General features: G+C 69.1%; 28 protein-coding genes and 1 tRNA gene. 17 read left to right on the top strand and 12 right to left on the bottom strand.

From position 1 onward, the window contains the following. Positions 1-11: 11 nt before the first annotated feature. Positions 12-84 (top strand) — tRNA-Lys (locus tag AB0H56_RS06705). A gap of 173 nt (positions 85-257) precedes the next feature. Further along, on the top strand, positions 258-407 hold the full coding sequence (locus tag AB0H56_RS06700) for a hypothetical protein (RefSeq protein ID WP_357158292.1): 150 nt from the start codon (positions 258-260) through the stop codon (positions 405-407). Between the two features lie 86 nt (positions 408-493). Here AB0H56_RS06700 and AB0H56_RS06695 read toward each other — a convergent pair whose 3' ends face one another. Further along, entirely contained in the window at positions 494-1,507 is a 1,014-nt protein-coding gene (locus tag AB0H56_RS06695) for an AraC family transcriptional regulator (RefSeq protein ID WP_357158289.1), read from the bottom strand. A gap of 162 nt (positions 1,508-1,669) precedes the next feature. Between AB0H56_RS06695 and AB0H56_RS06690 the strand changes: the two genes are divergently transcribed. The 5 genes from AB0H56_RS06690 (at position 1,670) to AB0H56_RS06670 (ending at position 6,467) form a co-directional block, all read left to right on the top strand. Then, positions 1,670-2,875, top strand: a complete 1,206-nt coding sequence (locus AB0H56_RS06690; protein WP_357158286.1) for a lipid-transfer protein — start codon at positions 1,670-1,672, stop codon at positions 2,873-2,875. Positions 2,876-2,891: 16 nt separating this feature from the next. Further along, on the top strand, positions 2,892-3,326 hold the full coding sequence (locus tag AB0H56_RS06685; RefSeq protein ID WP_357158283.1) for an SRPBCC family protein: 435 nt from the start codon (positions 2,892-2,894) through the stop codon (positions 3,324-3,326). A 2-nt stretch (positions 3,327-3,328) separates the two neighbouring features. Further along, complete coding sequence (locus tag AB0H56_RS06680) at positions 3,329-4,192, top strand: MaoC/PaaZ C-terminal domain-containing protein (protein ID WP_357158280.1); 864 nt, start codon at positions 3,329-3,331, stop codon at positions 4,190-4,192. A 100-nt stretch (positions 4,193-4,292) separates the two neighbouring features. Further along, positions 4,293-5,174: an SDR family oxidoreductase gene (locus AB0H56_RS06675; protein WP_357158277.1), complete on the top strand. Its 882-nt coding sequence runs from the start codon at positions 4,293-4,295 to the stop codon at positions 5,172-5,174. Positions 5,175-5,198: 24 nt separating this feature from the next. Further along, the gene (locus tag AB0H56_RS06670; RefSeq protein ID WP_357158274.1) at positions 5,199-6,467 is read left to right on the top strand and encodes an acyl-CoA dehydrogenase family protein; all 1,269 of its coding nucleotides are present in this window, start codon (positions 5,199-5,201) and stop codon (positions 6,465-6,467) included. Here the strand turns inward: AB0H56_RS06670 and AB0H56_RS06665 are convergent. From AB0H56_RS06665 to AB0H56_RS06650, 4 genes are all read right to left on the bottom strand, one after another. Beyond that, positions 6,407-6,628: a hypothetical protein gene (locus tag AB0H56_RS06665; protein ID WP_357158272.1), complete on the bottom strand. Its 222-nt coding sequence runs from the start codon at positions 6,626-6,628 to the stop codon at positions 6,407-6,409. The two genes, AB0H56_RS06670 and AB0H56_RS06665, sit on opposite strands and share 61 nt — an antisense overlap. Before the next feature lie 131 nt (positions 6,629-6,759). Beyond that, positions 6,760-7,473 (bottom strand): hypothetical protein, encoded by a 714-nt coding sequence (locus tag AB0H56_RS06660; RefSeq protein ID WP_357158269.1) that lies wholly within the window; start codon positions 7,471-7,473, stop codon positions 6,760-6,762. Then, positions 7,470-8,546, bottom strand: a complete 1,077-nt coding sequence (locus tag AB0H56_RS06655) for an alpha/beta hydrolase fold domain-containing protein (protein ID WP_357158266.1) — start codon at positions 8,544-8,546, stop codon at positions 7,470-7,472. The genes AB0H56_RS06660 and AB0H56_RS06655 overlap by 4 nt, the downstream gene beginning before the upstream one ends. Beyond that, positions 8,543-10,075: an NAD(P)/FAD-dependent oxidoreductase gene (locus AB0H56_RS06650; RefSeq protein WP_357158263.1), complete on the bottom strand. Its 1,533-nt coding sequence runs from the start codon at positions 10,073-10,075 to the stop codon at positions 8,543-8,545. Before AB0H56_RS06650 ends, AB0H56_RS06655 begins: the two co-directional genes overlap by 4 nt. Before the next feature lie 197 nt (positions 10,076-10,272). On the opposite strand from AB0H56_RS06650, the gene AB0H56_RS06645 reads away from it, so the two are divergent. After that, positions 10,273-11,511, top strand: a complete 1,239-nt coding sequence (locus tag AB0H56_RS06645) for a helix-turn-helix domain-containing protein (RefSeq protein WP_357158261.1) — start codon at positions 10,273-10,275, stop codon at positions 11,509-11,511. A gap of 41 nt (positions 11,512-11,552) precedes the next feature. On the opposite strand, the gene AB0H56_RS06640 is transcribed toward AB0H56_RS06645, so the two are convergent. Next, entirely contained in the window at positions 11,553-12,917 is a 1,365-nt protein-coding gene (locus tag AB0H56_RS06640; protein WP_357158258.1) for an FAD-binding oxidoreductase, read from the bottom strand. Positions 12,918-13,650: 733 nt separating this feature from the next. Here AB0H56_RS06640 and AB0H56_RS06635 point away from each other — a divergent pair. Together AB0H56_RS06635 and AB0H56_RS06630 are read left to right on the top strand one after the other, a co-directional pair. After that, entirely contained in the window at positions 13,651-14,280 is a 630-nt protein-coding gene (locus AB0H56_RS06635) for a transglycosylase SLT domain-containing protein (protein ID WP_357158255.1), read from the top strand. A 74-nt stretch (positions 14,281-14,354) separates the two neighbouring features. Next, a complete protein-coding gene (locus AB0H56_RS06630) occupies positions 14,355-14,696 on the top strand; it encodes a hypothetical protein (RefSeq protein ID WP_357158252.1) in 342 nt (113 codons plus the stop codon). Here the strand turns inward: AB0H56_RS06630 and AB0H56_RS06625 are convergent, their stop codons facing one another. Then, entirely contained in the window at positions 14,697-15,317 is a 621-nt protein-coding gene (locus tag AB0H56_RS06625) for a LysE/ArgO family amino acid transporter (protein ID WP_357158249.1), read from the bottom strand. A gap of 71 nt (positions 15,318-15,388) precedes the next feature. Between AB0H56_RS06625 and AB0H56_RS06620 the strand changes: the two genes are divergently transcribed. Next, positions 15,389-16,285, top strand: a complete 897-nt coding sequence (locus AB0H56_RS06620) for a LysR family transcriptional regulator ArgP (protein ID WP_357158246.1) — start codon at positions 15,389-15,391, stop codon at positions 16,283-16,285. Positions 16,286-16,290: 5 nt separating this feature from the next. Here AB0H56_RS06620 and AB0H56_RS06615 read toward each other — a convergent pair whose 3' ends face one another. Together AB0H56_RS06615 and AB0H56_RS06610 are read right to left on the bottom strand one after the other, a co-directional pair. Further along, complete coding sequence (locus tag AB0H56_RS06615; protein WP_357158243.1) at positions 16,291-17,094, bottom strand: alpha/beta fold hydrolase; 804 nt, start codon at positions 17,092-17,094, stop codon at positions 16,291-16,293. 180 nt (positions 17,095-17,274) lie between these two features. Further along, positions 17,275-18,255, bottom strand: coding sequence for a helix-turn-helix domain-containing protein (locus AB0H56_RS06610; protein WP_357158240.1), 981 nt, complete (start codon positions 18,253-18,255; stop codon positions 17,275-17,277). Between the two features lie 52 nt (positions 18,256-18,307). On the opposite strand from AB0H56_RS06610, the gene AB0H56_RS06605 reads away from it, so the two are divergent. Next, positions 18,308-18,703 (top strand): cupin domain-containing protein, encoded by a 396-nt coding sequence (locus AB0H56_RS06605; RefSeq protein ID WP_357158237.1) that lies wholly within the window; start codon positions 18,308-18,310, stop codon positions 18,701-18,703. A gap of 6 nt (positions 18,704-18,709) precedes the next feature. On the opposite strand, the gene AB0H56_RS06600 is transcribed toward AB0H56_RS06605, so the two are convergent. Further along, positions 18,710-19,174: a MarR family transcriptional regulator gene (locus AB0H56_RS06600; protein WP_357158234.1), complete on the bottom strand. Its 465-nt coding sequence runs from the start codon at positions 19,172-19,174 to the stop codon at positions 18,710-18,712. Between the two features lie 66 nt (positions 19,175-19,240). Between AB0H56_RS06600 and AB0H56_RS06595 the strand changes: the two genes are divergently transcribed. Both AB0H56_RS06595 and AB0H56_RS06590 read left to right on the top strand, forming a co-directional pair. Then, positions 19,241-20,209: a pirin family protein gene (locus AB0H56_RS06595; RefSeq protein WP_357158231.1), complete on the top strand. Its 969-nt coding sequence runs from the start codon at positions 19,241-19,243 to the stop codon at positions 20,207-20,209. A 124-nt stretch (positions 20,210-20,333) separates the two neighbouring features. Continuing rightward, the gene (locus AB0H56_RS06590) at positions 20,334-20,630 is read left to right on the top strand and encodes an excalibur calcium-binding domain-containing protein (RefSeq protein WP_110039384.1); all 297 of its coding nucleotides are present in this window, start codon (positions 20,334-20,336) and stop codon (positions 20,628-20,630) included. Positions 20,631-20,752: 122 nt separating this feature from the next. Here AB0H56_RS06590 and AB0H56_RS06585 read toward each other — a convergent pair whose 3' ends face one another. Then, a complete protein-coding gene (locus AB0H56_RS06585; protein WP_232997148.1) occupies positions 20,753-20,980 on the bottom strand; it encodes a DUF3618 domain-containing protein in 228 nt (75 codons plus the stop codon). Between the two features lie 80 nt (positions 20,981-21,060). Here AB0H56_RS06585 and bcp point away from each other — a divergent pair, with 80 nt between their 5' ends. Next, positions 21,061-21,534, top strand: coding sequence for a thioredoxin-dependent thiol peroxidase (bcp, locus tag AB0H56_RS06580; protein WP_110039601.1), 474 nt, complete (start codon positions 21,061-21,063; stop codon positions 21,532-21,534). A 4-nt stretch (positions 21,535-21,538) separates the two neighbouring features. Here bcp and AB0H56_RS06575 read toward each other — a convergent pair whose 3' ends face one another. Continuing rightward, complete coding sequence (locus tag AB0H56_RS06575; protein WP_357158227.1) at positions 21,539-22,261, bottom strand: TetR/AcrR family transcriptional regulator; 723 nt, start codon at positions 22,259-22,261, stop codon at positions 21,539-21,541. A 118-nt stretch (positions 22,262-22,379) separates the two neighbouring features. Between AB0H56_RS06575 and AB0H56_RS06570 the strand changes: the two genes are divergently transcribed. Together AB0H56_RS06570 and AB0H56_RS06565 are read left to right on the top strand one after the other, a co-directional pair. Continuing rightward, a complete protein-coding gene (locus tag AB0H56_RS06570) occupies positions 22,380-23,318 on the top strand; it encodes an ATP-binding cassette domain-containing protein (protein ID WP_357158225.1) in 939 nt (312 codons plus the stop codon). 26 nt (positions 23,319-23,344) lie between these two features. After that, complete coding sequence (locus AB0H56_RS06565; protein ID WP_357158222.1) at positions 23,345-24,130, top strand: ABC transporter permease; 786 nt, start codon at positions 23,345-23,347, stop codon at positions 24,128-24,130. Positions 24,131-24,161: the final 31 nt, after the last annotated feature.

Below are 24,161 nucleotides of genomic sequence, written 5' to 3'. Positions count from 1 at the left end.
GAGCAACACAAGCGCCATTAGCTCAATTGGCAGAGCAGCTGACTCTTAATCAGCGGGTTCGGGGTTCGAGTCCCTGATGGCGCACAACAAGAGCAGGTCGGGCCCGATCATCGGCCCTGACCTGCTTTTTTGCGTCCCGCACCGAAACTTCGCCGATTGTGCGCTTTTCATCACAGTAGCGGGCGAGTTCACCAGGTGTTCGCTTACCTCCTTGATCCGACGCCGACGCCGACGCCGACGCCGTCGACGCGGCGGGCTTGGCGGCGATCGACCGAGCCGAACGCACCGACGGTGCCGCGACGGGCCGACCGCGGCGCAAGATCACCGATCGGGAGGCGCTGATCGAGGCCGCCCGGCACCGTCCGCGGCACCGGCTCGCGCTGTCGGTGCTGACCCGGTCACGCTGACACACAGTCGAATTCGAGTCCGGCGACGGGCCCTTCCTCGGTAGCTATCGGGAAGGGCCCGTCGCCGTCTTCGCGGCGCGGGCCGGTCAGGCGGGCGGATCCGTGGACCGGGTGGCGCGATAGTCGCTCGGCGCGCTGCCGGTCCATCGGCGAAACGCCCGGCGAAAGGCGCTGGCTTCCGAAAACCCCAAGCGGGCAGCCAGTTCCGCGATCGACTCGTCGCCGTGGACCAACGCCTCCACCGCGCGATCGCGCAGGATCTCCTCCTGGATCCGGCGCTGCGTCGTGCCTTCGGCGCGAAGCAGCCGCCGCATGTGCGGCGCGCTGACCGACAGTCGGCGGGCCACCTCGTCGGCACCGAGCCAGGGTCCGTTGGGGTTGCGTTCCATGATCGTGCGCACCCGCGCCGCGGTGGACGCGGTGCGCTCTTGGGCGTAGAGCAGCACGCCGGGCGCGTCCCGCAGGAATTCCTTGAGATCGGCCTCGTCCCGCACCACGGGTTTGGACAGCAATGCCGCGTCGAAGGAGACCGCGATCCGCGGCGCGTTGAAGCGGGGACGGACACCGAAGATGAGCGCGTATTCCTCCGCCAGATGCTCCGCGTCGAAGGGAAACTCGATGGCCCGCAACGTGATCGGCGCGCCGATCAGCCACCCGGCGAACCGGTGCACTCCCCCGGTCATCGCGAACGCGACGAGCGGATCGATCCGGGCCTGCGGTGGTTCCTCGCTGCTGAGCGTGGCCGGCCCCGCCTCGTCCACCCGCAGCGTCCACCGGATGCCGGTGGACACCTTGCCCAATTCGACCATCCGGCTCAGCGCGCTGCGCAGATCCCGGGTGTGGATGATGGTCAACCCGGCCAGCCGCAGGGTACCGCGCGACACCGGCCGAGGGCCGAGGCCCAGGAGCTCGTCGTCGGCTTGTTCCCAGAGCGCGCGAACCACGTTGGTCGCCTGCTCGGGGGTCATCCTGGCGCGGTCTTCGGCGTAGAGCCGCCAGTCCAGCCCCGCGCCACGCAGCGCCTGCTCCACATCGACACCGCGCTTCACCAGCGATTCCACCGTCGCCCGGAAGAACCGCATCGGAATTGTGTGCGCCACCCGGCTCCTCGGACTCGATTTCGGCGACCGATCCGAACGCTACCAGCGGTCGATGATCGTTTCGGTCCCCCAGGTGGCCCGTTGCAGTCCTCGTCGGCCCCGACCCGCGCTCATACCGTCATAGGAGATGGCTGAACAGCTGATCGAGGGAGAGGAAATCCTGTGACACAACGGGTATTCGTCGTCGGTGTCGGCATGACGAAGTTCGAGAAGCCGGGGCGGCGTCTCAACGACGACGGCAGCGTCTGGGACTACCCCGACATGGCGCGGGAAGCGGGCACCAAGGCGCTGGCCGATGCCGGCATTTCCTACGACGAGGTGCAGCAGGCCTACGTGGGGTATGTCTACGGCGAGTCCACGTCGGGACAACGCGCGGTGTACGAGCTCGGCATGACCGGTATCCCGGTGGTCAACGTCAACAACAACTGTTCGACCGGTTCCACCGCGCTGTACCTGGCCGCGCAGGCGATCCGCGGCGGCCTGGCCGACTGCACCCTGGCGCTCGGTTTCGAGAAGATGCAGCCGGGCTCCCTCGGCACCACCTTCGACGACCGCGAACAGCCGATGGCCAATCACATGCAGGCCCTCGCCGAGATCTCCGAGGTGCTCTTCCCGCCCGCCCCGTGGATGTTCGGCGCGGCCGGTCGCGAGCACATGAAGGAGTTCGGCACCACCGCCGAGCACTTCGCCAAGATCGGCTACAAGAACCACAAGCATTCGGTGAACAACCCGTACTCGCAGTTTCGCGACGAGTACACCCTCGACGAGATCCTCGGATCCCGAATGATCTACGACCCGCTGACCAAGCTGCAGTGCTCGCCGACCTCGGACGGATCCGGCGCCGCGATCCTGGCCAGCGAGGACTTCGTCGCCGAGCACGATCTGGCCGACCAGGCCGTCGAGATCGTCGGCCAGGCCATGACCACCGACTTCGCGTCGACTTTCGACGGCACCTGCAAGAACATCATCGGCTACGACATGAACGTCGTCGCGGCCCGCAGTGTCTACGATCAGGCCGGCCTCGGCGCCGACGACTTCCAGGTCATCGAGCTGCACGACTGCTTCTCGGCCAACGAACTGCTGCTCTACGAGGCCCTGGGCCTGTGCGCTCCCGGTGAGGCCGGCCGGCTGATCGACGACAACCAGACCACCTACGGCGGCAAGTGGGTCGTGAACCCCTCCGGCGGGCTGATCTCCAAGGGGCACCCGCTCGGCGCCACCGGGCTCGCGCAGTGCTCCGAACTCACCTGGCAGCTGCGCGGCACCGCCGAGGCCCGCCAGGTCGACAACGTCACCGCCGCCCTCCAGCACAACATCGGCCTCGGCGGCGCCGCCGTCGTCACCGCCTACCAGCGCGCCAACCGCTGAACACAAGGAGAACGCCATGGGTCACATCGAGAAGACCGCAACCCTGTCCGCCCCCGCCGAGAAGCTGATGGGCGTCATCACCGACCCGTCCACCTGGGGTGACTGGTTCACCATCCACGAGCGCTGGATGGTGGAGCCCCCCGCCACCCTCACCGCGGGCACCGCGCTGACCGCCAAGATCTTCATGCTCGGCATGGCCAACAAGATGGAGTGGGTCGTGCAGGAGGTCGCCCCGACCAAGCTGGTCATGACGGGCACCGGGATGGCAGGCGTGAAAGCGACCTTCTCCTTCGAGCTGACCCCGGCCGGCGACGAGACCGAGGTGCACGTCTCCGGTGAGTTCGAGGGCGCGCTGATCAAGGGCGCGCTGGGCAAGGCCGTCGAGAAGGACGGCACCAAGCAGCTGCAGAACTCGCTGGACAAGCTTGCCGCCCTCGCCGCCGGGGCGTGAGCATGGCCGACGTATTCGAATTCGACCGCGACGGCTTGAACCTGTGGTCGGACGAGGAACGGTTCGAGGTCACCCGCGAACGGCTGGCCGAGTACGCGGCGGCGACCAACGACCCGATCGCCGCGCACCGCGCCGGTGACGTGGGCTCGCCGGTCTTCGCCATCGTGCCGGTCTTCGACGCGCTGATGGCGCCCGCGGTCGACGTGGTACCGATGGACATCTTCGGCCGGATCACCCACGGCGAGCAGGACTTCCACTTCCACCGTCCGATCAGGCCCGGCGACAAGCTGGTCTCGCGGGGACGGGTCATCGGCTGGGAGACCAAGTCGACCGGCTCGCTGGTCTACATCCACCTCACCTGTGCCGACGAGGCGAGTGGTGATCTGGTCAACGAGCAGTACCTGTCCGGCTTCTTCCGCGGTGTGGACGCGGGTCCGAACGTCGGCGAGGCGATCCCGGTCATCGAGCCGTACGCCGACGTGAAGACGACGCCTCCGCTGGCCGAGGCCACCCACCATGTCGACGACGACCAGACCTTCCGGTACGCGCCTGCCTCGGGAGATCCGGTGCCGCTGCACCTGGACGAGGAGGTCGCCAAGGACGCCGGTCTGCCCGGCATCATCGCCCACGGGCTGTGCACGATGGCGATGGCCGGGTGGGGTGTCCTCGCCGAGGTCGCCGACTCCGACGTCTCGCGGGTGAAGCGCCTTGCCGTGCGGTTCTCCAAGTTCGTCTTCCCCGGCGACGACCTCGAGACCCGCATCTGGCGTGCCGGCGCCGAGAACGGTGTCACCACCTACGCGTTCGAGACCGTGCGGGGATCCGATGTGGTCCTGAGCAACGGTATCGCCGAGATCGCGGACTGAGAACGGTCCCCGCGCCTGTCGGGCGCGGGGACCTTCGGGGTTGCCCCGACCTGCCGCCCGCCCGGCGCGGCAGACCAAGACTTTGTACGAAGGAGTAGACATGGGTGCGTTGGAAGGTCGTGTCGCCGTCATCACCGGCGCCGGTCGCGGCATCGGACGCGAGCACGCGCTGCTGTTCGCGCGCGAGGGTGCCGCGGTCGTGGTGAACGATCTCGGCGGCAGCAACAGCGGCGACGGCAGCGACGCCGGACCGGCCGAGGAAGTGGCGAACGAGATCGTCGCCGCCGGTGGTCGCGCGGTCGCCAACACCGACAACATCGCCACCTGGGCAGGTGCCGAAGCACTTGTCGCACAGGCTGTTTCCGAGTTCGGCGGCCTCGACATCGTCGTCAACAACGCCGGTATCCTGCGCGACGGGTTCATCCCGAGCCTGTCGGAGAGCGACTGGGACGCCGTCGTCGCGGTGCACCTCAAGGGCCACTTCGCGGTGATCCACCACGCCTCGGCGTACTGGAAGGCCGAGTCCAAGGCGGGCCGTCAGCCCAACGCGGCCATCATCAACACCGCCTCCGCCTCCGGTGTCACCGTGCCCAACGCGGGCCAGGCCAACTACGGCGCCGCCAAGGCCGCGATCGCCGCGCTCACCCAGGTCGCCGCCGACGAACTGCAGCGCTACGGTGTGCGCGCCAACGCGATCGCGCCGATCGCGCGCACCCGCCTGACCCTGGCCACCCCCGGCATGGGCGCGCTCATGGCCGCCGAAGCCGCCGACGCGGAGGCCCAGGGCAGCTTCGACGCCTTCAGCCCGGCCAACATCTCGCCGCTCGTCGCCTACCTCGCCACCGACAAGTGCCCTATCACCGGCAAGGTGTTCGCGGTGCAGGGTGGCGCGATCAGCGAACTCGCGGGCTGGCACGACGTCAAGACCATCGAGACCGACGCGGCGTGGTCGATCGACGACATCGCCACCCGACTGCCCTGAGCCGACGAAATCTGGAGAACGACGATGTTCGAATGGTCTGAGACCGACGAGATGATCCGCGAGTCCGTGCGCGAGTTCATCGCCAAGGAAGTTCGTCCGCATATCGACGAACTCGAACACGGCGACCTGCCGCCCTACGACATCATGCGAAAGTTGTTCGCCGACTTCGGCATCGACGTCATGGCGGGCGAGGCCGTGGACAAGATGCTGGCCAGGGAGCAGGCGAAAGCCGATCGGATCGCCGCGGGCGAGCCCGCCCCGGAGAAGAAGAAGTCCTCGGACAAGAAGGGCGGCAACCCCCTCGCCGCGCAGGGCAGCATGGCGGCGGTGCTCATCAGCGAGCTCACCGGCGTCACCCTGGGCAGCGTCGCCGCCGTCGGCGTCAGCCTCGGCCTCGGCGCGGCGACGATCGCCTCGCGCGGCACACTCGCGCAGAAGCAGCGCTGGCTCAAAGACATCGTCACCCTGGAAAAGGTTGCCGCGTGGGCGATCACCGAGCCCGATTCGGGTTCGGACGCGTTCGGTGGCATGAAGACCTATGTGCGCCGCGACGGCGAGGACTACATCCTCAACGGGCAGAAGACCTTCATCACCAACGGTCCCTTCGCCGACACGGTGGTCGTCTACGCCAAGCTCGACGAGGGCGACGGCGGCGACAAGCGCGAACGCAAGGTGCTCACCTTCGTCCTCGACAAGGGCATGGCGGGCTTCACCCAGGGCAAGCCGTTCAAGAAGATGGGCATGCACTCCTCGCCCACCGGCGAGCTGTTCTTCGACAACGTGCGCCTGAGCAAGGACCGGCTGCTCGGGGAAACCGAGGACCACAAGGGCGGCGACGGCCGCGAGAGCGCTCGCACGAGTTTCATCGTCGAACGGGTGGGGTGCGCGATCCTGTCGCTGGGCATCATCAACGAATGCCATCGGCTGTGCGTCGACTACGCCAAGTCGCGCAAGCTGTGGGGCCAGGAGATCGGCCGATTCCAGCTCGTCCAGCTCAAGCTGGCCGAGATGGAGATCGCGCGTCTCAACGTCGAGAACATGGTCTTCAACGCGCTCGAACGGGCGGCCGCGGGCAAGATCCCGACGCTCGCCCAGGCGTCGGCCATGAAGCTGTACTCCACCCGGGCCGCGACCGAGGTGGCGATGGAGGCCGTGCAGTTGTTCGGCGGTAACGGCTACATGGCCGAATACCGGGTCGAGCAGCTGGCGCGCGACGCGAAGTCGCTGATGATCTACGCGGGCAGCAACGAGATCCAGGTGACGCACGTCGCCAAGGGTCTGCTGGCCGGCTGAGTCGATCCGGCGGCTCGCTGCAAGGCCCTCGCGGCGTTCAGCGGGCCGCCGTGCCCCATGTCGACCAGCTGGGTCGGGATCAGCACGTAGGTGTGGAACATGCGGGCGACGTGCTCGGCGAACAGCGAGCGCGACTCCGCGGGCAGGTCGTCGGCGCCCATCGACGTTCTCGTACTGATCGAGAACAGCTTGCGCGTCGGCGAAGAACTGCGCCAGCTGGTCGTCGATCATCGCCGAGATCAGGTCGTCTCGGCCGACGCCGATCGCGGCGAGGCCAGGGGTTCGGCCCGGCCTACGCGGTTGTTTCTCGCGGGATGGCGCCTTCCGGAACCGACGTGCGTTCGCCGGCCTGCGCGTTGATTCGTTCGAGGGCGAGGTAGCCGCGCGAGAAGGTCACGATCATCAGGGCCCAGATCGTCAGCGAGATGATGTAGAACAGTGTGTGGTCCGCGTCGTCGCCGGGGATCGGGAAGTAGTCGTAGATGATGGCCACGTAGGCGCCGAGCGCGGCGCCGATCGCCACCCAGGTCGCGTTGCCGCGATCGCCAGCGCGCCACAGCTTCGGGACCAGGTAGACGAACACGAACAGGGCGGCGGCGAGGTTCATCACGAGGTAGAAGATCGCCCAGCTCGGTTCCACCGCACGGGGTTCGAGGGCACGGTTGAGGCCCACCGCGATGCCGGCCACGATGGCGAGGGCCTCCACCACCCAGCTCGGGCGGTATCGGTGTGTCACCGCCATCAAGCCGAGGACGAGGATCACCGTCATACCGAACGAGCGGGAGAAGGCGTCGAAGAAGACCATGGCGTGGTAACTGAGGCTCTCGTGGTCCACGTTGATCGCGGCGAGGTACAGCACGTTCACGCCGGACACCGCCATCACGACCCATTCGAGGCCGAGCAGGAAGTTGCGGTTGCCGCGCAGCAACTTGATGCCGTAGTAGAAGCCTGCCCAGACCATCGCCAAGTCGGCGAGCAGGACGAGGATCATGCGGGTGGTGCTCATCGGAACTCCTGGAGGGTGGTGCGGATGGTGCCGGTGACCCGGTCGAGCGCGGCGCGGGCGGTGGGGCTGATGCGGGTCATCGAGACGTAGCCGTGCACGAGGCCGCTCTCACGGAAGACGCGCACCGGGACGCCCGCCTCCTCGAGGCGCCGGGCGTACGCGAGCGCCTCGTCCCGGAGGGGATCGAAACCGGCCACGGTGATCAGCGTCGGCGGCGCGCCGGACAGGTCTTCGGCGAGGATCGGCGAGACCCGCGGGTCGACCGCGTCCAGCCGGTCCGGCAGGTACAGGTCCGTCAGCCAGGCGATCTGCTTGGCCGACAGTGCGGCGTTGCCGGCGAACTCCCTGCGCGAGGGGTAGTTCCCCACCGCGTCCACGACCGGGTACATGAGTACCTGTAGACAGGGCCGGACCTGCTCGCCCGCCACGATGTTGGCCAGCACGGCGCACAGGTTGCCGCCCGCGCTGTCGCCGAGCAGCACGATCCGCGCGGGGTCGACTCCCCACTGAGCGCAGTGCTCCACGGCGAACCGCCAGGCGGTGACGGCGTCGTCGACGGGGCCGGGGAACGGGGATTCCGGCGCCACGCCGTACTCGACCGAGAGCACGTTGACGCCGGCACCGTCGGCGATCAAGCGGACGGGCACGTCGTAGTCCTGTCTGCTGCTCAGGACGAAGCCGCCGCCGTGCAGGAACAGGACCAGGGCGTTCGAGGGCACCGCAGGGCGGTACATGGTCGCGCGCAAACCGGTCGGCAGCACGATCTCCGGCTCGACACGTACGCCGGCGGGTGCCTTGTCGGCGAACACCCGGGAGTCGTTCGCGACGATCGCGCGTGCCTGCTCCGGAGTCCCGTCGCTGAAGTCCGGGGCGCCCGCGGTGGCCTTCAACAGCAACGCGATCTCGGGCGCCAGCACGTCACCGTCGGCGTTGACCACTCGCGGCGCGAGCCGCCGGAGCAGACCGCCGGGGAGGCTGCCGAGGCCGGTGAACGCGGCGCGCTGAAGCCGCTCGGCAACGCTCAACGCCGCGGGCGCCTGAACGGGCGCGAGCGCCTGGGCGGTCACGGTCATGAGAGCGCCTCTTCCGCGACGGTGCGGCCGCAGACCTCCCGCTCGAGACGCGAGCTGAACCGGAGATTCCGATCGATCACCGAGCCGCGATACATCTTCCGGTCGTCGAGAAAGACGTTCTCCATCTTCCAGGGCACGGCATCGCCCTGGCGCGGCAGATCGTTCTTGGCGCGCTGCATGTAGCCCGAGTTCAGGTCGAGCATCGAGCGGGTGCCGACGCCGTCGGGCGCGTGCGGCACGGCGGTGTCGTAGCCGTGGGTGTCCATGTGGCGCAGCAGCTCGACGATGCTCTTGCCGAGCAGTCCGATCTTGAGTGTCCAGGACGACTTGGTGTAGCCGATCGCGTTCATCCAGTTCGGCACGCCGGACAGCATCATGCCGCGGTACACCACGGAGTTGGGCAGGTCGACGGGGCGCCCGTCCACCGTCAGGTCGATGCCGCCGAACAGGCGCAGGTTCAGCCCGGTCGCGGTGACGATGACGTCGGCGTCGAGGTGCTCGCCGGACTCGAGTTCGATACCGGTGGCGGTGAACCGGCGGATGCGGTCGGTCACCACCGAGGCGCCGCCGTCGCGGATGGACGCGAAGAAGTCGCCGTCGGGCGCGAGACAGAGGCGCTGTTCCCACGGGTTGTAGGGCGGGTTGAAGTGCTTGTCGACATCGAAGCCGGCGGGCAGCTCCTTGACGTTGATCCCGCGGATGAAGCGGCGGGAAGCGTTCGGGAAGCGGGTCAGCAGCTCGACGACGGCCCAGTCGGTGAGGATGTTCTTCCACCGGGTGGCCAGGTAGCCGCCGCGCTCGCCGAGCAGGCGGGTGAGCTTCAGGCTCAGGGCGTCCACCCGCGGCAGCGTCAGGATGTAGGTCGGCGTGCGCTGCAGCATCGTGACGTGCGCGGCCGCGCCGTCACCCTTCAGCATCGACGGGATCAGCGTGATCGCGGTGGCGCCGCTGCCGATCACCACGACCTTCTTGCCGGAGTAGTCGTACCCCTCGGGCCAGTGCTGCGGGTGGATGACGTCGCCGGTGAAGTCCTCGCGGCCGGGGAACTCCGGGGTGAAGCCCTTCTCGTAGTCGTAGTAGCCGGTGGCGCCGAACACCCAGCCGGCCTTGACGACCTCGCGGCGCACGGTGCCGTCGGCCTCCGTCACGTCGACCTCGAGCAGCCACTGGGCGTCATCGCTCGACCATGCGGCCGAGACCACCTTGTGCCGGTAGCGCACGCGATCGGCCAGGCCGTTCTCCGCGACGGTCTCGGCGAGGTAGTCGAGGATCAGTGGGGCGTCGGCGATCGCGTTCTCGTTCTTCCAGCTCTTGAACTCGTAGGCGAAGGTGTGCAGGTCCGAGTCGGAGCGGATGCCGGGGTACTTGAACAGGTCCCACGTGCCGCCGAGGGAATCGCGCCCTTCGAGCAGCACCACCTTCTTGTTCGGGAACTCCCTGGTGATGTACGTCGCGGCGCCGATCCCCGAGATCCCTCCGCCGATGACGACGACGTCGAAGCACTCCGGGCCGGATACTGAGTTGCTCATCCTTCGCTACCTTCCCCGCGCCGAGCGCGTCGTGAGGTATCCAGGTTGCCGGGTCGGGTGTGGCGCACACCACATCGAATCTCAGCGTCTTGCGGGCCACAGTGGTGGAAATCTCACCCCTCCCGGCCCGCCGCCCCGATCGCCGGGGCGGGCGGCGCATACTCGTTGGCACGGCGAGCGAAGGAGGTTCGTGACCGATGACCGTGGGATCCGGTGAGCTGTGGCCCGCGCCTTCCGATCGGGTGCGCGAGCTCCTCCGCGACATCGCCGAGACCATGCTCGCCAGGCACACCGAGATTCTGGCCGACATGGAGGAGGCGACGCTGCGGGATCCCCGCTACCTGGAGATCTCCCGGGACCCCGTGCTGGCCGAGGCCAGCGACCGCGTCGGAGTCTTCTCCCTCAAGAAGTGGCTGACGGCGAACATCGCCGCGCCCGGCGCGCGAGTCGCTCCGGCGGACAGCGAGGAGACGCGAACCTACGCGCGCAACGTCGTTCTCCGCGGCCTCACCACCGACGAGGTCACCTCGTGGCGGGCCGGACAGTACGTCGTGTGGCGGTGGTGGCTCGCCGAATGCTTCCGGGCGGCAGGCGATCTCGAGGAGCTCGAGGAGCTGGTGGCGATCTCCGCGTGCTCGGTGACCACCTCCGTCGACGACGACATCGCGGCACTGGCACAACAGGTCGACGAGGTCCGCGCGGAGTTCGCGGGCGGCGCGCAGCTGCAGCGCTACGCCACCGTCGAATTGCTGCTGCAGGGTGCCGACATCGCGCAGGCACGGGCCGAGGCCCAGCTGGGTTACGCGCTGACCGGCTCACACATCGGCGCTGTGGTGTGGACGGATTCCGAGCGCAACGCGCACGCGCTCGAAGCCGTGAGCGAGCAGTTGATGCGGGCCTGCGGCGCGACGAGCAGGCTGACCGTTGTGGCGGGAACTTCCGCCCAGTGGCTGTGGATTCCGGGGAGGACCGTACCGCCCGCCGCGGATCTCGAGGAGTTGATCAGCCGCCACCCCCGGGCCCGCGTGGCGCTGGGCCGCGCGGCCGCGGGTATCACCGGATTCCGGCGAACCCACCTGGATGCCGCGGCGGCACAACGCCTTCTCGCGCGGCTCCGCTCGAATCTGGCCGTGATCCGCTACGAGGACGTCCAGATGATCGACCTGATGTCGGCCGATGTCAGCCAGCTCGATCAGTTCGTCACCGATGTCCTCGGCGACTTCGAGGACGCGAGTCCGGTCCTGCATCAGACGGTGCTCACCTGCGTCGAGGAAGGACTCAACCGGTCGAGTACCGCGGAACGGCTGTTCACCCACCGCAACACGATCGACCGGCGGCTCGCCCGCGTCGACGAACTGCTCCCCCGCCCGTTCGCCGAACGGCCGACGGAGGTCGCCACGGCGCTGACAGTGCTCCGGATCCGCGGCACGGGCTGACCGCCGCCCGCTCGCGGCGGCAGGGTCACCCCGACCGCACGTCAGCGCTTCGCGCGTCCTCGGCGACGCAGCTGCCGCCGTGCCAGCGTCTTGCTGCCGCTGAAGAAGTCGTTCATCCGGTCCACGCTCCAGACGAGCCTCAGCACCAACGGGTTCATGACCAGGTCCATCGATGCCGGGTACTTCGGGGCGTCCGACCAGATGCCCGCGAGGTCCTCCGGCATCTCGTCGTCGACGATGTAGTCGGCGATCATCTTGCCCACATACGGAACCTGACAGAGGCCGTGGCCGTTGCAGGCCATCGAGTAGTAGACGTTGTTGCCCACCTGGCCCGCGACGGACAGCCAGTCCGCGCTGATGCCGATCCAACCGCCCCAGGCCTGTGCGATGGACACATCGGCCAGCGTCGGGAACCGGTCGGCCAGGTCGGCCGCCATGTCCTGCACGAGGATCGGGGACGGAACCCGATCCGGCAGCGGGTAGCTCGCACCGCGCTCCGGCCTGCGGACCCCACAGACGATGGTGTTGCGCTCGGTGAGCCGGTAGTGGGTCATGACCTGGTGCTGGGTGATGATGCCGGACCGGCTGGTCCAATCCAGCTCGGCGAGCCGCTCGGGCGCGATGGGTTCGGTCTCGATCTCGATGACGTACAGCGGCACCGAGAGGTTCTTGGGCGTGATGTCCCATTCGCCGGCGTAGGCGCTGGTGGCCAGCACCACTTTGTTCGCCCGCACAGTGCCGTTGGGGGTGGTGAGTTCGACGATGCCGCTCGTCCTGCGGACGTCGCTCACCGGAGTCCGCTCGTAGAGCTTGACCGGCGAGTCGAGTACGGCTCGCCGTACACCTCGGGCGAGTTTGCCGGGGTTCAGCATGCCGCCGATGGCCTCTCGCATACCGCCGACGAAGCCGGTCGGAAGGCCGAGCTGCGCACGGTTGCCGACTGTCCCCTGCCCGCCGACGGCGCGCAGAATCGCCGCCTGTGTGCGGACCCTGAGCATCATGAGCGGGGAAATCGCACCCCACACCAAGCCGTTCGGCACATAGTCGCAGTCGATGTCATGGGTCTTCATGAGATCTTCCACGTAATGGCCCGCGTGCTCGGCCAGCTTAGCCATCACCGAGAGCTTGCTGCCGGAGAACAGGCCGAGCATCCGCAGGTCCCCACCCGGCGCCCCGGCGATCTGACCGCCGTTGCGCGAGGCCGAGCCGTAGCCGCAGAACTCGGCCTCCAGCAGGACGATGTCCTGGCCGCGCTCGGCGAGGCGCAGGGCGGTCGCCATGCCGCCCATGCCGCCGCCGACCACCGCGATGTCGCAGGTGAGATCGCCGTCCAGAGCGGGCTGCACATCGTCGGGTCGATCGATCCAGCCGGTGAAATTGCTGTATCTCGTGCCGTCGGTTCTCATGCTGTCCTGATCTCCCTCGACTCGTGGGTGTGACCGTGCGGTATGAAGCCTTCCCCCACTATGGCGAGCCCTTTCCGGCGTCACCATGGTGAGTCGTGGCAGGTTGGCGCGGATCGCGGTGCGAATTGCACACCCCGGCTCGAGCCGGCCCGCGGCCGCCGATGACACCCCATCGCGGAGTCATCCGACGGTCACGGCGTCGTGATCGAACCGCCATGAGGAGAAGCCCGGCAAGCCACTGCTGTCCCGATCCGGACACGCTGGAGCTGCGCAAACGCTCGTGAAACCCGATCTGGGCAAACTTTTTCTGTGAGGCGGACCACACTGATTACGGTCGCAAACCCCCTGCATACATAACGATTCCGCAACTGCCGGACGAAGCGACCAAGATCGGCATCGTTTGCCGTTCAGATCCCGTTCACCTTCTGTTAACCAGTCGTGACCATTCTGCAATCAGGTCAAAAACGGACCTGCGGTTTGGTCAGCCCGGGAGTATCCAACCTCCGGAGCGAGGGATCGAACAGCGCGTGGTCTCCCCGCAGCCAGCTGTGGAGCACCGTGCGACGCGCGGACCGCCATCGAGCGAGTCCGACCCCGACAGCGTCGCACATTCCCATACAGACAGAAACAACACATCGCCTGACCGGCGTGCGCCGCCGCGTGCGCGCTGCGCGATCCACCGCGCCCTCATGGGCCCGCGGTCGCCAGACAGAGATGAAGGAACAGAAAAGCAATGCTCAACAAAGACAAGCTCAGCACCGTTATCGGCCGTCGTTCCCGCCGTGAGGCGTTCACCGTGGCGGTCGCCGCGGTCGGCCTGGTCGCCGTAGCCGCGTCCTCCGCCGTCTCCTTCGCGGACGACAGCGTGCCCGAGCGTGCTGCCATGGTCGTCGAGCAGGCGGAGAACATCCCCGCCGTCGGCGCCGCCCCCGCCGTCGAGGCGATCCCGGCTCCGGCCCCCGCGCCGGAAGTCGCCCCCGCGCCCGCACCGGAGCCCGCTCCGGCCCCGATGCCCGAGCCCGCGCCCGCCCCGCCGGCGTACCCGGACAACCTGGACGGCTGGATTCGCCAGGCCCTCGACATCATGGCCGCCAAGGGCATCCCCGGCACCTACGAGGGCATCCACCGCAACATCATGCGCGAGTCCACCGGCAACCCCCAGGCGATCAACCTGTGGGACTCCAACGCCGCGATGGGCATCCCCTCCAAGGGCCTGCTGCAGGTGATCGACCCCACCTTCGCCGCGTACCACGTCGAGGGCACCCCGTTCGACGTCTGGAACCCGGTCTCCAACATCGTCGCGGCCTGCAACTACGCCGCGCACCGCTACGGCTCGATGGACAACGTCAACAGCGCGTACTGAGCCACCTGACGGGTGCACGCCCGCGCCCCGGTCACCACGACCGGAGCGCGGGCGTTCGTCGTAGAATCGCCCCCGTGCCAGACAGCGCCGATCAGGCACCCGATCACGCGCACTCCGACGCCGCCACCGCGAGCCGCGTCGCCAAGGCCCGCCGCCTGGCCGCCTACGTCTGGGCCCGCGATATCCGCAGCGCCGAGCTGCTCGCGCTGCCCGCGGCCACCCTGCGCAAGCTGGCCAGGGCCGCCGACACCAATCCGCCGAGCACCGGCGAGACGTGGCGGGTGGTCGCCGACCTGCTCGACCAGAAGGACGCGTGGGCCGCGCGCAATCCCGGACACGCCGCCGCCGTGCGCGCGCACGCGGACGAGAAGCTGCTGTGGGTGAAGCCGCCCGTCACGCCGTGGTCCGGGTCCTGATCAGGCCAGCAGCAGACCGGCCGCCAGCGCGAGCATGATCGCCGCGATCACCGAGTCGAGGATCCGCCAGGCGAGCGGCCGCGCGAACAGCGGGGCGAGACGGCGCGCGCCGTAGCCGAGCGCCAGGAACCAGAGCACGCTCGCCAGCATCGCCCCCGCGGCCAGGAACCACCGTTCCGGCGCGGCGTAGGTGCTGGCGAACGAGCCGAGCAGGACCACCGTGTCCACGTAGACGTGCGGATTGAGCCAGGTCAACGCGAGGCAGGTGAGCACCGACGCGCCGACGGCCACCGTCGCGCCCGCCCCCTCGGCGATCAGCGTCGACGAGCTCAGCGCCCGCCGTACCGCCAGCACGGCGTAGCCGAGCAGGAACGCCGCGCCCGCGTACCGCGCCACGGTGAGCAGGGCGGGCATCGCCTCGACGATCGTGCCGAAACCGGCGACCCCCGCGGCGATGAGGACGATGTCGGACACGGCGCACACCGCGATCACCGGCAGCACATGCAGGCCACGAATGCCCTGACGCAGTACGAACGCGTTCTGGGCGCCGATCGCCACGATGAGCGAGAGCCCGAAGCCCAATCCGGAGAGCGCGGCCAGTGCCGCGGAGGAAGCCGTCACCCGTTCGACGTTAAGAGTCCGTAGATTTTCAGGCCAGCTAATGATTCTTCAGCACCATTAGAATCTCTTACGTGGATTTCCAGCTCGACCAGTTGCGCGCGCTCGACGCGGCACTCACCGAGGGCACCTTCGACGCCGCCGCCCGGCGCTTGAACGTGACCCCGTCCGCCATCAGCCAGCGGATCAAGGCACTGGAGGAAGCGGCGGGCCGTATCCTGTTGCAGCGCTCGAAACCGGTGCGCGCCACCGACTCCGGGCTCGCCGTGCTGCGCCTGGCCCGCCAGGTCGAGTTGCTCGCCCGCGACACCGCGCGCGAACTCGGCGACGCCGATCGGCCCGCCGGCCGCGCCGCCCGCATCCCGATCGCGGTGAACGCCGACTCGCTCGAGACCTGGGTGATGCCCGCGCTCGCCGGCGTCGGCCACCTGGTGTGTGTCGAACTGCACCGCGAGGACGAGGAACACACCACCCGCCTGCTCCGCGACGGGACGGTGATGGCGGCCATCACCGCCACGGCCACGCCCGTGCAGGGCTGCCGGGTCGAGCCGCTGGGGGCCATGCGCTACCAGGCACTCGCCCGTCCGGACTTCGTCCGGCGATGGTTCCCGGACGGGGCGCGGCCGGGGTCCTACGCGCACGCCCCGATGATCCAGTTCGACCGCAAGGACGACCTGCAGTTCCGTCACGTGCGCGGCCAGTCCCCGGACCCGATCGACCCGCCGACCCATTACGTCCCGTCCTCGAACGCCTTCGGTGACGCGGTGCGGCTGGGCATGGGCTGGGGCATGCTCCCCGACCTGCAAACCGAAAAGGACAGGGCGGCAGGGACTCTCGTCAACCTGGACGGGTACGCGCACATCGACGTGCCGCTGTACTGGCAGCAGTGGAAACTCGACTCCCCCGCGCTGGGCGCCGTGGCGTCGGCCATCGCGGCGGCCGCCGCCGCGGCGCTGATCCAGCCGTCCTGACTACCTCACGCGGCGGTCAGGAATTCGACGAGGACGCGGTTGATCTCGTCGGGCTGTTCGAGGTAGCCGTAGTGGCCACAGCGTTCGATCTCGGCGTAGCGGGCGTGCGGGATGGCCTCGGCGACCTCGCGGCAGAACCGGGGCGGCACCATCTGGTCGTCGGCGAAACCGACCACCAAGCTGGGCACGGTGATCGCGCGGTAGGCCTCGCGCCGGTCCTGCGAACGGTCGAGTCCGAGCTGGGCGCGGGTGCCGGGAGTGCCCTTGCCCGAGGTGAATTCGAAGATGTCGAGCCATTCCTGTGCCTTGGCGGGATCGGCCAGGGTGTGCGGGGAGAGGTTGAGCATCGCCTTCACCGCGGCCGCGTACTCCGGCGGCAACTGGATGCCCTTGTCGTACAGCGCCTGCTCACCCCGGTTGAGCGTGCCCGAGACCGGATGCGGCCGCGCGGTCGCGGCGAACATGACCGCCTTGCCCAGCAGTTCGGGCCGCGCCAGCGCGAGTTCGGCGACGACCCGCGAACCCATCGACGTGCCGACCACGTGCGCGGGCGCGCCCAGGTGCTCGATCAGCGCCGCGGTGTCGCCGACGAGATCGGCCATGGTGATGCCCGCCGCCGACTCCGACGACGGCGCGATCCCCCGATTGTCGACCGTGGCGACCCGGAATCCGGCCTTGACCAGGGCGGGCACCTGATAGGTCCGCCAGACCCGGCCGGGGCTGCCACTGCCCATCACGAGCAGGACCAGCGGCCCCGAGCCGGTGACGTCGTAGCTGAGCTGGATGCCGTTGAGCGAAGCGATGGGCATGGCTCACCTTATCGCCACAGCGGGACGGGGTTCACCACGGAGCCGGGACCCCCTCGGCCATCCGGTCCGCGTCCGGATGCTCGAGTTGCTCAGCGAGCGCGAACACGCGGCCCCCGGGATTTCCTCCGCCCCGCTGACGGGCTCGCGCAAGGCCGTGCGGCGAGAGCGCAGGACGCCGGATCACCTTGCGCTGGCGCGGAATTGGGTGCGGTAGGCGGTGGGGGTGAGGCCGGTGGCGGCGGCGAGGTGGGTGCGGAGGTTGGCGGTGGTGCCGAGGCCGCACTCGGCGGCGACGCGGTCGATGGGAAGGTCGGTGGTTTCGAGGAGGCGGCGGGCGTGGTCGAGGCGGCGGGCGGTGAGCCAGGCCAGCGGGGTGCAGCCGAGTTCGGCGCGGAAGTGGCGATGCAGGGTGGCCACGCTGACGCGGGCGCGGGCGGCCAGGTCGGCGACCGTGAGGGGTTCGGTCGCATGGTGTTCGGCCCACTCCAGGGTCGCCGCCAGGGACGGGCCGGGCGCGCTCGGCACCGGGCGCTCGATGAACTGGCGCTGGCCGCCGCGACGGTGCGCGGCGAAGACGAGGCGCCGGGCGACCGCGGTGGCGATCTCGGTGCCGTGGTCGCGGCCGACCAGGTACAGGGCGAGGTCGAGGGCCGCCGCGCTGCCCGCCGAGGTGAGGATGTCGCCGTCGTCGATGAACAGGACCGTGTCGTCGACCTCGGTGTCGGGGAAGCGGCGGCGGAATTCGTCGGCCCACTGCCAGTGCAGCGTCACCCGTCGACCGCGCAGTACCCCGGCATCGGCCAGGGTGAACGCGCCGCTGCACATGCCGACCAGCCGCGCCCCGCGGGCGTGTGCTCGCGCGATCGCCGCGAGTACCGCCGGATGACGCGGGGCGGCGGTGTCCGGCCGGTTGGGGACGATCACCGTGTCGGCCGCATCGAGCAGGTCCAGCTCGGCCAGCCCGGTCATGGTGAAGAAGTTCTGCCGCATCGGCACCTCGCGCTGGTGCGCGCACAGCCGGAAGTCGTAGAGCAGCCCGCCCACCTCAGACCGCTCGATGCCGAACACCTCGGTCATGCAGGCCAGCTCGAACGGGTTGGAGCCCTCGTCGACGAGGGCCGCGACCCGGTGCAGACCCGGCTGCGAGAAATCTTTCGACATATGCCATTCATCGCACTGTCGCGGGGGTGACCGCAAGCGCGACCATGAGGGCATGACCGATCGACCGAGGAACATCGACACCGCGCTCGCCGCCTTCGACGAGCTGTGGAGCCCCCGCATCCTGACCCGCGTCAACGACTGGGACGTGCGCCTGGCCAAGGTGCGCGGCGAGCACCTGTGGCACGCGCATCACGACACCGACGAGTTCTTCCTCGTCCTCGACGGCACGCTCGACATCGACCTGCGCGAGCCGGGCGCGGCGCCGCGACGAGTCACCTTGTGCCGCAACGACACCTACGTGGTTCCGCGCGGCGTCGACCACCGCCCGTCCTCGGCCGAGGGCGCGACCCTGCTCCTGTTCGAACCCGCGGGCACCCTCACCACCGGTGACTACGCGGGCGAGGTGCCCGCCCACATCTCCGCGACCACCGGGACGGAACTGACTTAGACGAGGTCACGCGGGCAGGGCGCCGCGCGCGTCGCAGGCGGAAACCACCTTCGCCGCCAGCGTCCGGATCGCGGTGCTCTCCTCCTCGGACAAGCGGTCGACGAACACCGCGCGCACCAGTTCGACGTGTTCGGGCGCGGCGCGGCCGAGGACGGCGCGGCCCTCGTCGGTGAGCGAGACGACGATGCCGCGCGCGTCGTCCTCGGCGGGGCGCCGGTCGACCAGGCCGCGCGCGGCCATCCGGGCGAGTTGCTTGGAGAGCCGGGACTTGTCCCAGCACACCTCGGCCGCGAGTTCCTTGGCCCGCATGCACCCGTTCGGTGTGGCCGACAGTGCCACCATCAGCTCGTAGTCCGGCATGGACAGACCGTGCTCGGCCAAGCCTGCGGCCAGGGCCGCGTCCAGACGCTGGCGCATGCGGATGTAGGCCTGCCAGGTCTGCTGCTCTTCGTCGGTCAACCATCGGGTCACGGGAATGATCCTAGAACGCATTTGGTTGACATGGAAACAAAGCCACTCGACCAGGAGGCGCATCCCATGCCCGCAATCACCGTCGACGACATCATGGTGCTGCCCCGGCTGCCCCGCCCCGACGTCACCGCGACCCAGCGACCGGTCCGCCGGCTCGTCACCGCCGCGCGCCAGCAGGAAGGCGCGGGCTTCGAGGTGACCCGGCCGTTCCCGAGCCTGGACCTGCGCTCGGCCGATCCGTTCATCCTGCTCGACCAGATGGGCCCGGTCGCCTACGAGGCCAAGGGCGCGCCGTGGCATCCGCATCGCGGCTTCGAGACCGTCACCTACATGCTCGACGGCACCATGGTCCACCACGATTCCCAGGGCGGCGGTGGCGTGATCAGCGAGGGCGACACACAGTGGATGACCGCGGGCTCGGGCATGCTGCACGACGAACTGCCCGAGGAGAAGCTGGTCATCTCCGGCGGCACCTTCCACGGCATCCAGCTGTGGGTCAACCTGCCGCGGGCGAACAAGTTCGCCACCCCGCGCTACCAGGATCTGCGCGCCGGGGAGCTCACCCTGGTGAGCTCGCACGACGGCGGCGCCCTGGTCCGGGTGATCGCCGGTGACCTCGCCGGTTTCGCGGGCCCCGGCTCCACCTACACCCCGATCGCCTACGCGCACGCCTCCCTCAGCCCCGGCGCGCAGCTGGAGACGCCGTGGCCGACGGACTACACCGCGATGGCGTACGTGCTGGCGGGCAGCGGCACGGTCGGCCCCGATCGCAGGCCGATCCGCGCCGGTCAGCTGGCGGTCTTCGGCAAGGGCGACGCCATCACCCTCGCCGCCGACACCGAACAGCACACCACCACCGGCGACCTCGAGGTCCTGCTGCTCGGCGGAATGCCGTTGCGCGAGCCGGTGATCCAGTACGGGCCGTTCGTGATGAACACCAAGGAGGAGATCATCGAGGCCATGGAGGATTTCCAGGCGGGCCGGATGGGGACCGTTCCCGCCGAACACCGCACCGGTCGACGCCTGGGCGAATGATCGGCCACGGGCCGGGACACGCGCGCGGTTGACAACGGGCGGCCCCGTCACAAAGGTGGACGGGGCCGCCCGACGCGTGAAGTGTCCGGGCCCACAACCGAAACGCGCAGACATCGAGGAATCCATGAACGTTCGTCGGCTGACCGTCAGCCTCGCCGCAGTGGGGATTTCCCTGCTCGCCGTCCCCGCCGCCCACGCCAACGTGCCCACCGGCTCCGCGGGCACCGGCTCCTCCAGCTTCGACTCCCTCCTCGGCGCGACCGGCTCGGCCAACCTGGTCCAGTCGGGCTCGGCGGGTGGCGCGTTCCGCAGCTGCGACGACGCCTACGCGCAGGGTCGCGCTCCCCTGTTCCGCGGCGAGGCGGGCTACTCCCCCCACCTCGACCCCGACGGTGACGGGCTGGCCTGCCCCACGCAGTAGTTTCGGCGGCTGGCGCCGCGGGTTTTCGGCCTCGTGACCTCGCCGAAAACGTGGTGATCGGCTGACACAGAAACACCCGATGTGGCTGTGCCGCATCGGGTGTTTCGCGTTGTGGCCGCGTGTCAGCGGCGGAAGATCTTGACCAGGACCAGGCCCGCGACGAGCGCGCCCGCGCCGATCAGGGTGTATTTGACCTTCGGCTCGTTCAACTTGGCGACCACGACCGCCTTGGTGTCGTCGGCGATCCGCTGCGGATCGGCACGCACCGCCAGTTCGTCGAGCGTCGTCGCCAACCGGGCGCGCGCGATCTCGATCTCACGCTCGATCCGGTCGGTGTCGTTCTTGGCCACCGTCACCTCCAGTATGTGTCTGCTGCTCGCCGACGAGTCTATCCATGCCCACGCCGGGCCCGGTCGGTTACCGTGCGGTGGTGACCGACAACCATCGCCTCTCCCCCGGAGACACCGCACCCGATTTCACGCTGCCCGACGCCGACGGCAAGGACGTGTCGCTGTCGGACTATCGCGGCCGCAAGGTGATCGTCTACTTCTACCCGGCCGCGAGCACCCCCGGCTGCACCAAGCAGGCCTGCGACTTCCGCGACAACCTGGCCGAGCTCGGCGGCGCCGGGATCGACGTCGTCGGCATCTCGCCGGACAAGCCCGCCAAGCTGGCCAAGTTCCGCGACGCCGAGGGCCTGACCTTCCCGCTGCTGTCGGACCCCGAGCGCACCGTCCTGCAGGAGTGGGGCGCGTTCGGCGAGAAGAAGATGTACGGCAAGACCGTCACCGGCGTGATCCGTTCGACCTTCCTCGTCGACGCCGAGGGCAAGATCGAGGTGGCCCAGTACAACGTGCGGGCCACCGGGCACGTGGCCAAGCTGCGCCGCGACCTGTCGGTGTAGCCGCTCAGGCGAAGGTGCGGACGAAGACCTCGTAGCCGTCCAGCAACCGCGCCAGACCGAATTCGAAATCGGCCTTACCCCAGTCGATCTCGTCGTCGTAGAAGGCGGAGGCGGACAGCGCGGCCGTCACCGAGGGAAAGCGCTGCGGGTCGAGCACCCTGGCCAGCACCCCGGCGAAGTCGCCGTCCGCCTCCGTCTGCAGATCGCGCACCGCGCGCTGCTTGGACACCACGAACATCGACAGGTTCATGACCAGCTGGAGCTTGATCGATTCGGGTACCGCGGTCGTGCTCAGGGTCCGCAGCCCCGCGTCGAGCCAGGCCATGTTGTTGGGCCCCAGCGGTGGCCGGTTCAGCGGGACGTCCACCCACCACGGGTGGATCCCGATCCGTTCGAATTCCGCGTGCGCCCACGTCTCCAGCCCCGCCCGCCACGGCATGTCCGGGTCGATCTCCGGCGGTGGGCCGACCACCCGGTCGACCAGCAGGTCGACCAGCGTGTTCTTGCTGTCCACATAGCGATACAGCGACATCGCCGTGAAGCCGAGTTGCTTGGCGACCCGGTTCATCGACAGCGCCGCGTACCCCTCCGCGTCGGCGACGGCGATCGCGGCGTCGAGGATCTGGTCGAGGGTGAGCCCGCGCCGGGGTCCCCGGCTTCCCGGTTGCTCCAGACCCCACATCAGCTCGACCGCTTTCGGTAGCGCCGTGTCGCCGGATGTCGTCATCTAGTCCCTGCCTCCTCGGTTCCCCCGACTCTATCGCCACCGGACCCTTGCGCCCGAGAACTGCTTACTCTATAAACTATGTTTATCACATAAACAGTTTCTCGATCGGAGCGAACCCATGACCACCGCACCCGCCCTCGCGATCCGGGGGTTGCGCAAGACCTTCGGCGCGCACGTCGTCCTCGCCGACCTGGACCTGGAGGTCGCGCCGGGCACCGTGTTCGCCCTCCTCGGCCCCAACGGCGCGGGCAAGACCACGCTCGTGCGCATCCTGACCACGCTGATCCGTCCCGACCACGGGCGGGCGCTGGTCCTCGGGCACGACCTGCTGGCCGAGGCCGACACCATCCGCGGACTGATCGGCGTCACCGGGCAGTACGCGGCGGTCGACGGTGTCCTCACCGGCGCCGAGAACCTGCGCCTGACCGGTCGCCTGCTGCATCTGGGCGCGCGGGAGACCGCCCGGCGCGGCGCCGAACTGCTCGAACGCTTCGACCTCGCCGACGCCGCCGATCGCGCGGTCGACTCCTACTCCGGCGGCATGCGCCGCAGGCTCGATCTGGCCATGAGCCTGATGGGCAGGCCGCGCATGGTCTTCCTGGACGAGCCGACCACCGGCCTCGACCCGCGCAGCAGGCGCGACCTGTGGGCCGCGATCAGGGAGCTCGCCGCCGACGGCACCACCATCGTCCTCACCACCCAGTACCTCGAGGAGGCCGACCAGCTGGCCGACCGGATCGCCGTGCTCGACGGCGGCGTCATCGTCGCCGACGGCACCCCCGACGAACTCAAACGCCGTGTCCCCGGCGGACACCTGCTGCTCCGCTTCCCCGACCACCGCCGGCTCACCGCGGCGCACCACGCCGTCCCGGACGCGCTCGCCGATCCCGAGCAGCTGACGCTGCAGGTGCCGACGAGCGGCGGCACCGCGCAGATCAAAGACCTGCTCGACCGGTTCGCCGCCCTCGACATCACCGTCGAACAGCTGACCGTGCACACCCCCGACCTCGACGACGTCTTCTTCGCGCTCACCGACCGCGACCACGTCGCGGCATGATCCACCGAACGAAAAGAGCCACCGCCATGTCCCTTTCGCCCGCGGCCAGGCTCGTGCGCGCCGCCAAGGACTCCACGACCATGCTCGACCGCAACATCCGCCACACACTGCGCAGTCCCGACACGATGATCATGACGATCGCGCTGCCGGTGATGATCCTGCTGATGTTCGTCTACGTCTTCGGCGGCGCCATGGACGTCGGCCCCGGCGCCTACATCGACTACGTGGTGCCCGGCATCATCCTGCTGTGCGCGGGGTTCGGCGCGTCGACCACGGCGGTCGCGCTGTCCACCGATCTGGCCGAGGGCATCGTCGACCGGTTCCGCGCCATGGCCATCGCCCGCTCGGCAGTGCTCACCGGGCACGTGGTGGAGAGCGTGCTGCGCAACCTGCTCACCTCCGCGATCGTGATCGGTGTCGCGGTGGCGCTCGGGTTCCGGCCGACCACCGATCCGCTGCGCTGGCTCGGCGTGTTCGGCGTGCTGGCGATGTTCGTGTTCGCCCTGTCGTGGCTGTCGGCCGCGCTGGGGCTGCTGGCCCGGAACCCGGAGGCTGCCAACGGCTTCACCTTCGTGTTCATGTTCCTGCCGTACGTGAGCAGCGCGTTCGTGCCGACCGAGTCGATGCCGACCTGGCTGCACGCCTTCGCCGAGAACCAGCCGGTGACCCCGGTGATCGAGACGACGCGCGGCCTGCTGATGGGCACGCCGATCGGCGACAGCGGGTTGCTCGCGGTGCTGTGGTGCGCGGGCATCGCGGGGGCCGGATTCCTCGCCGCCGGTGTGCTGTTCCGCCGCCGCACCAGCGTGTGAGCACACGACCGGTGGCAGCGGGAAGGGCCGC

The organism is Nocardia sp. NPDC050717 (genome assembly GCF_040654275.1).
GTDB lineage: Bacteria > Actinomycetota > Actinomycetes > Mycobacteriales > Mycobacteriaceae > Nocardia.
The sequence above is the reverse complement of the archived record's forward strand: the minus strand, read 5'-3'. Positions and strand labels throughout refer to the sequence as shown.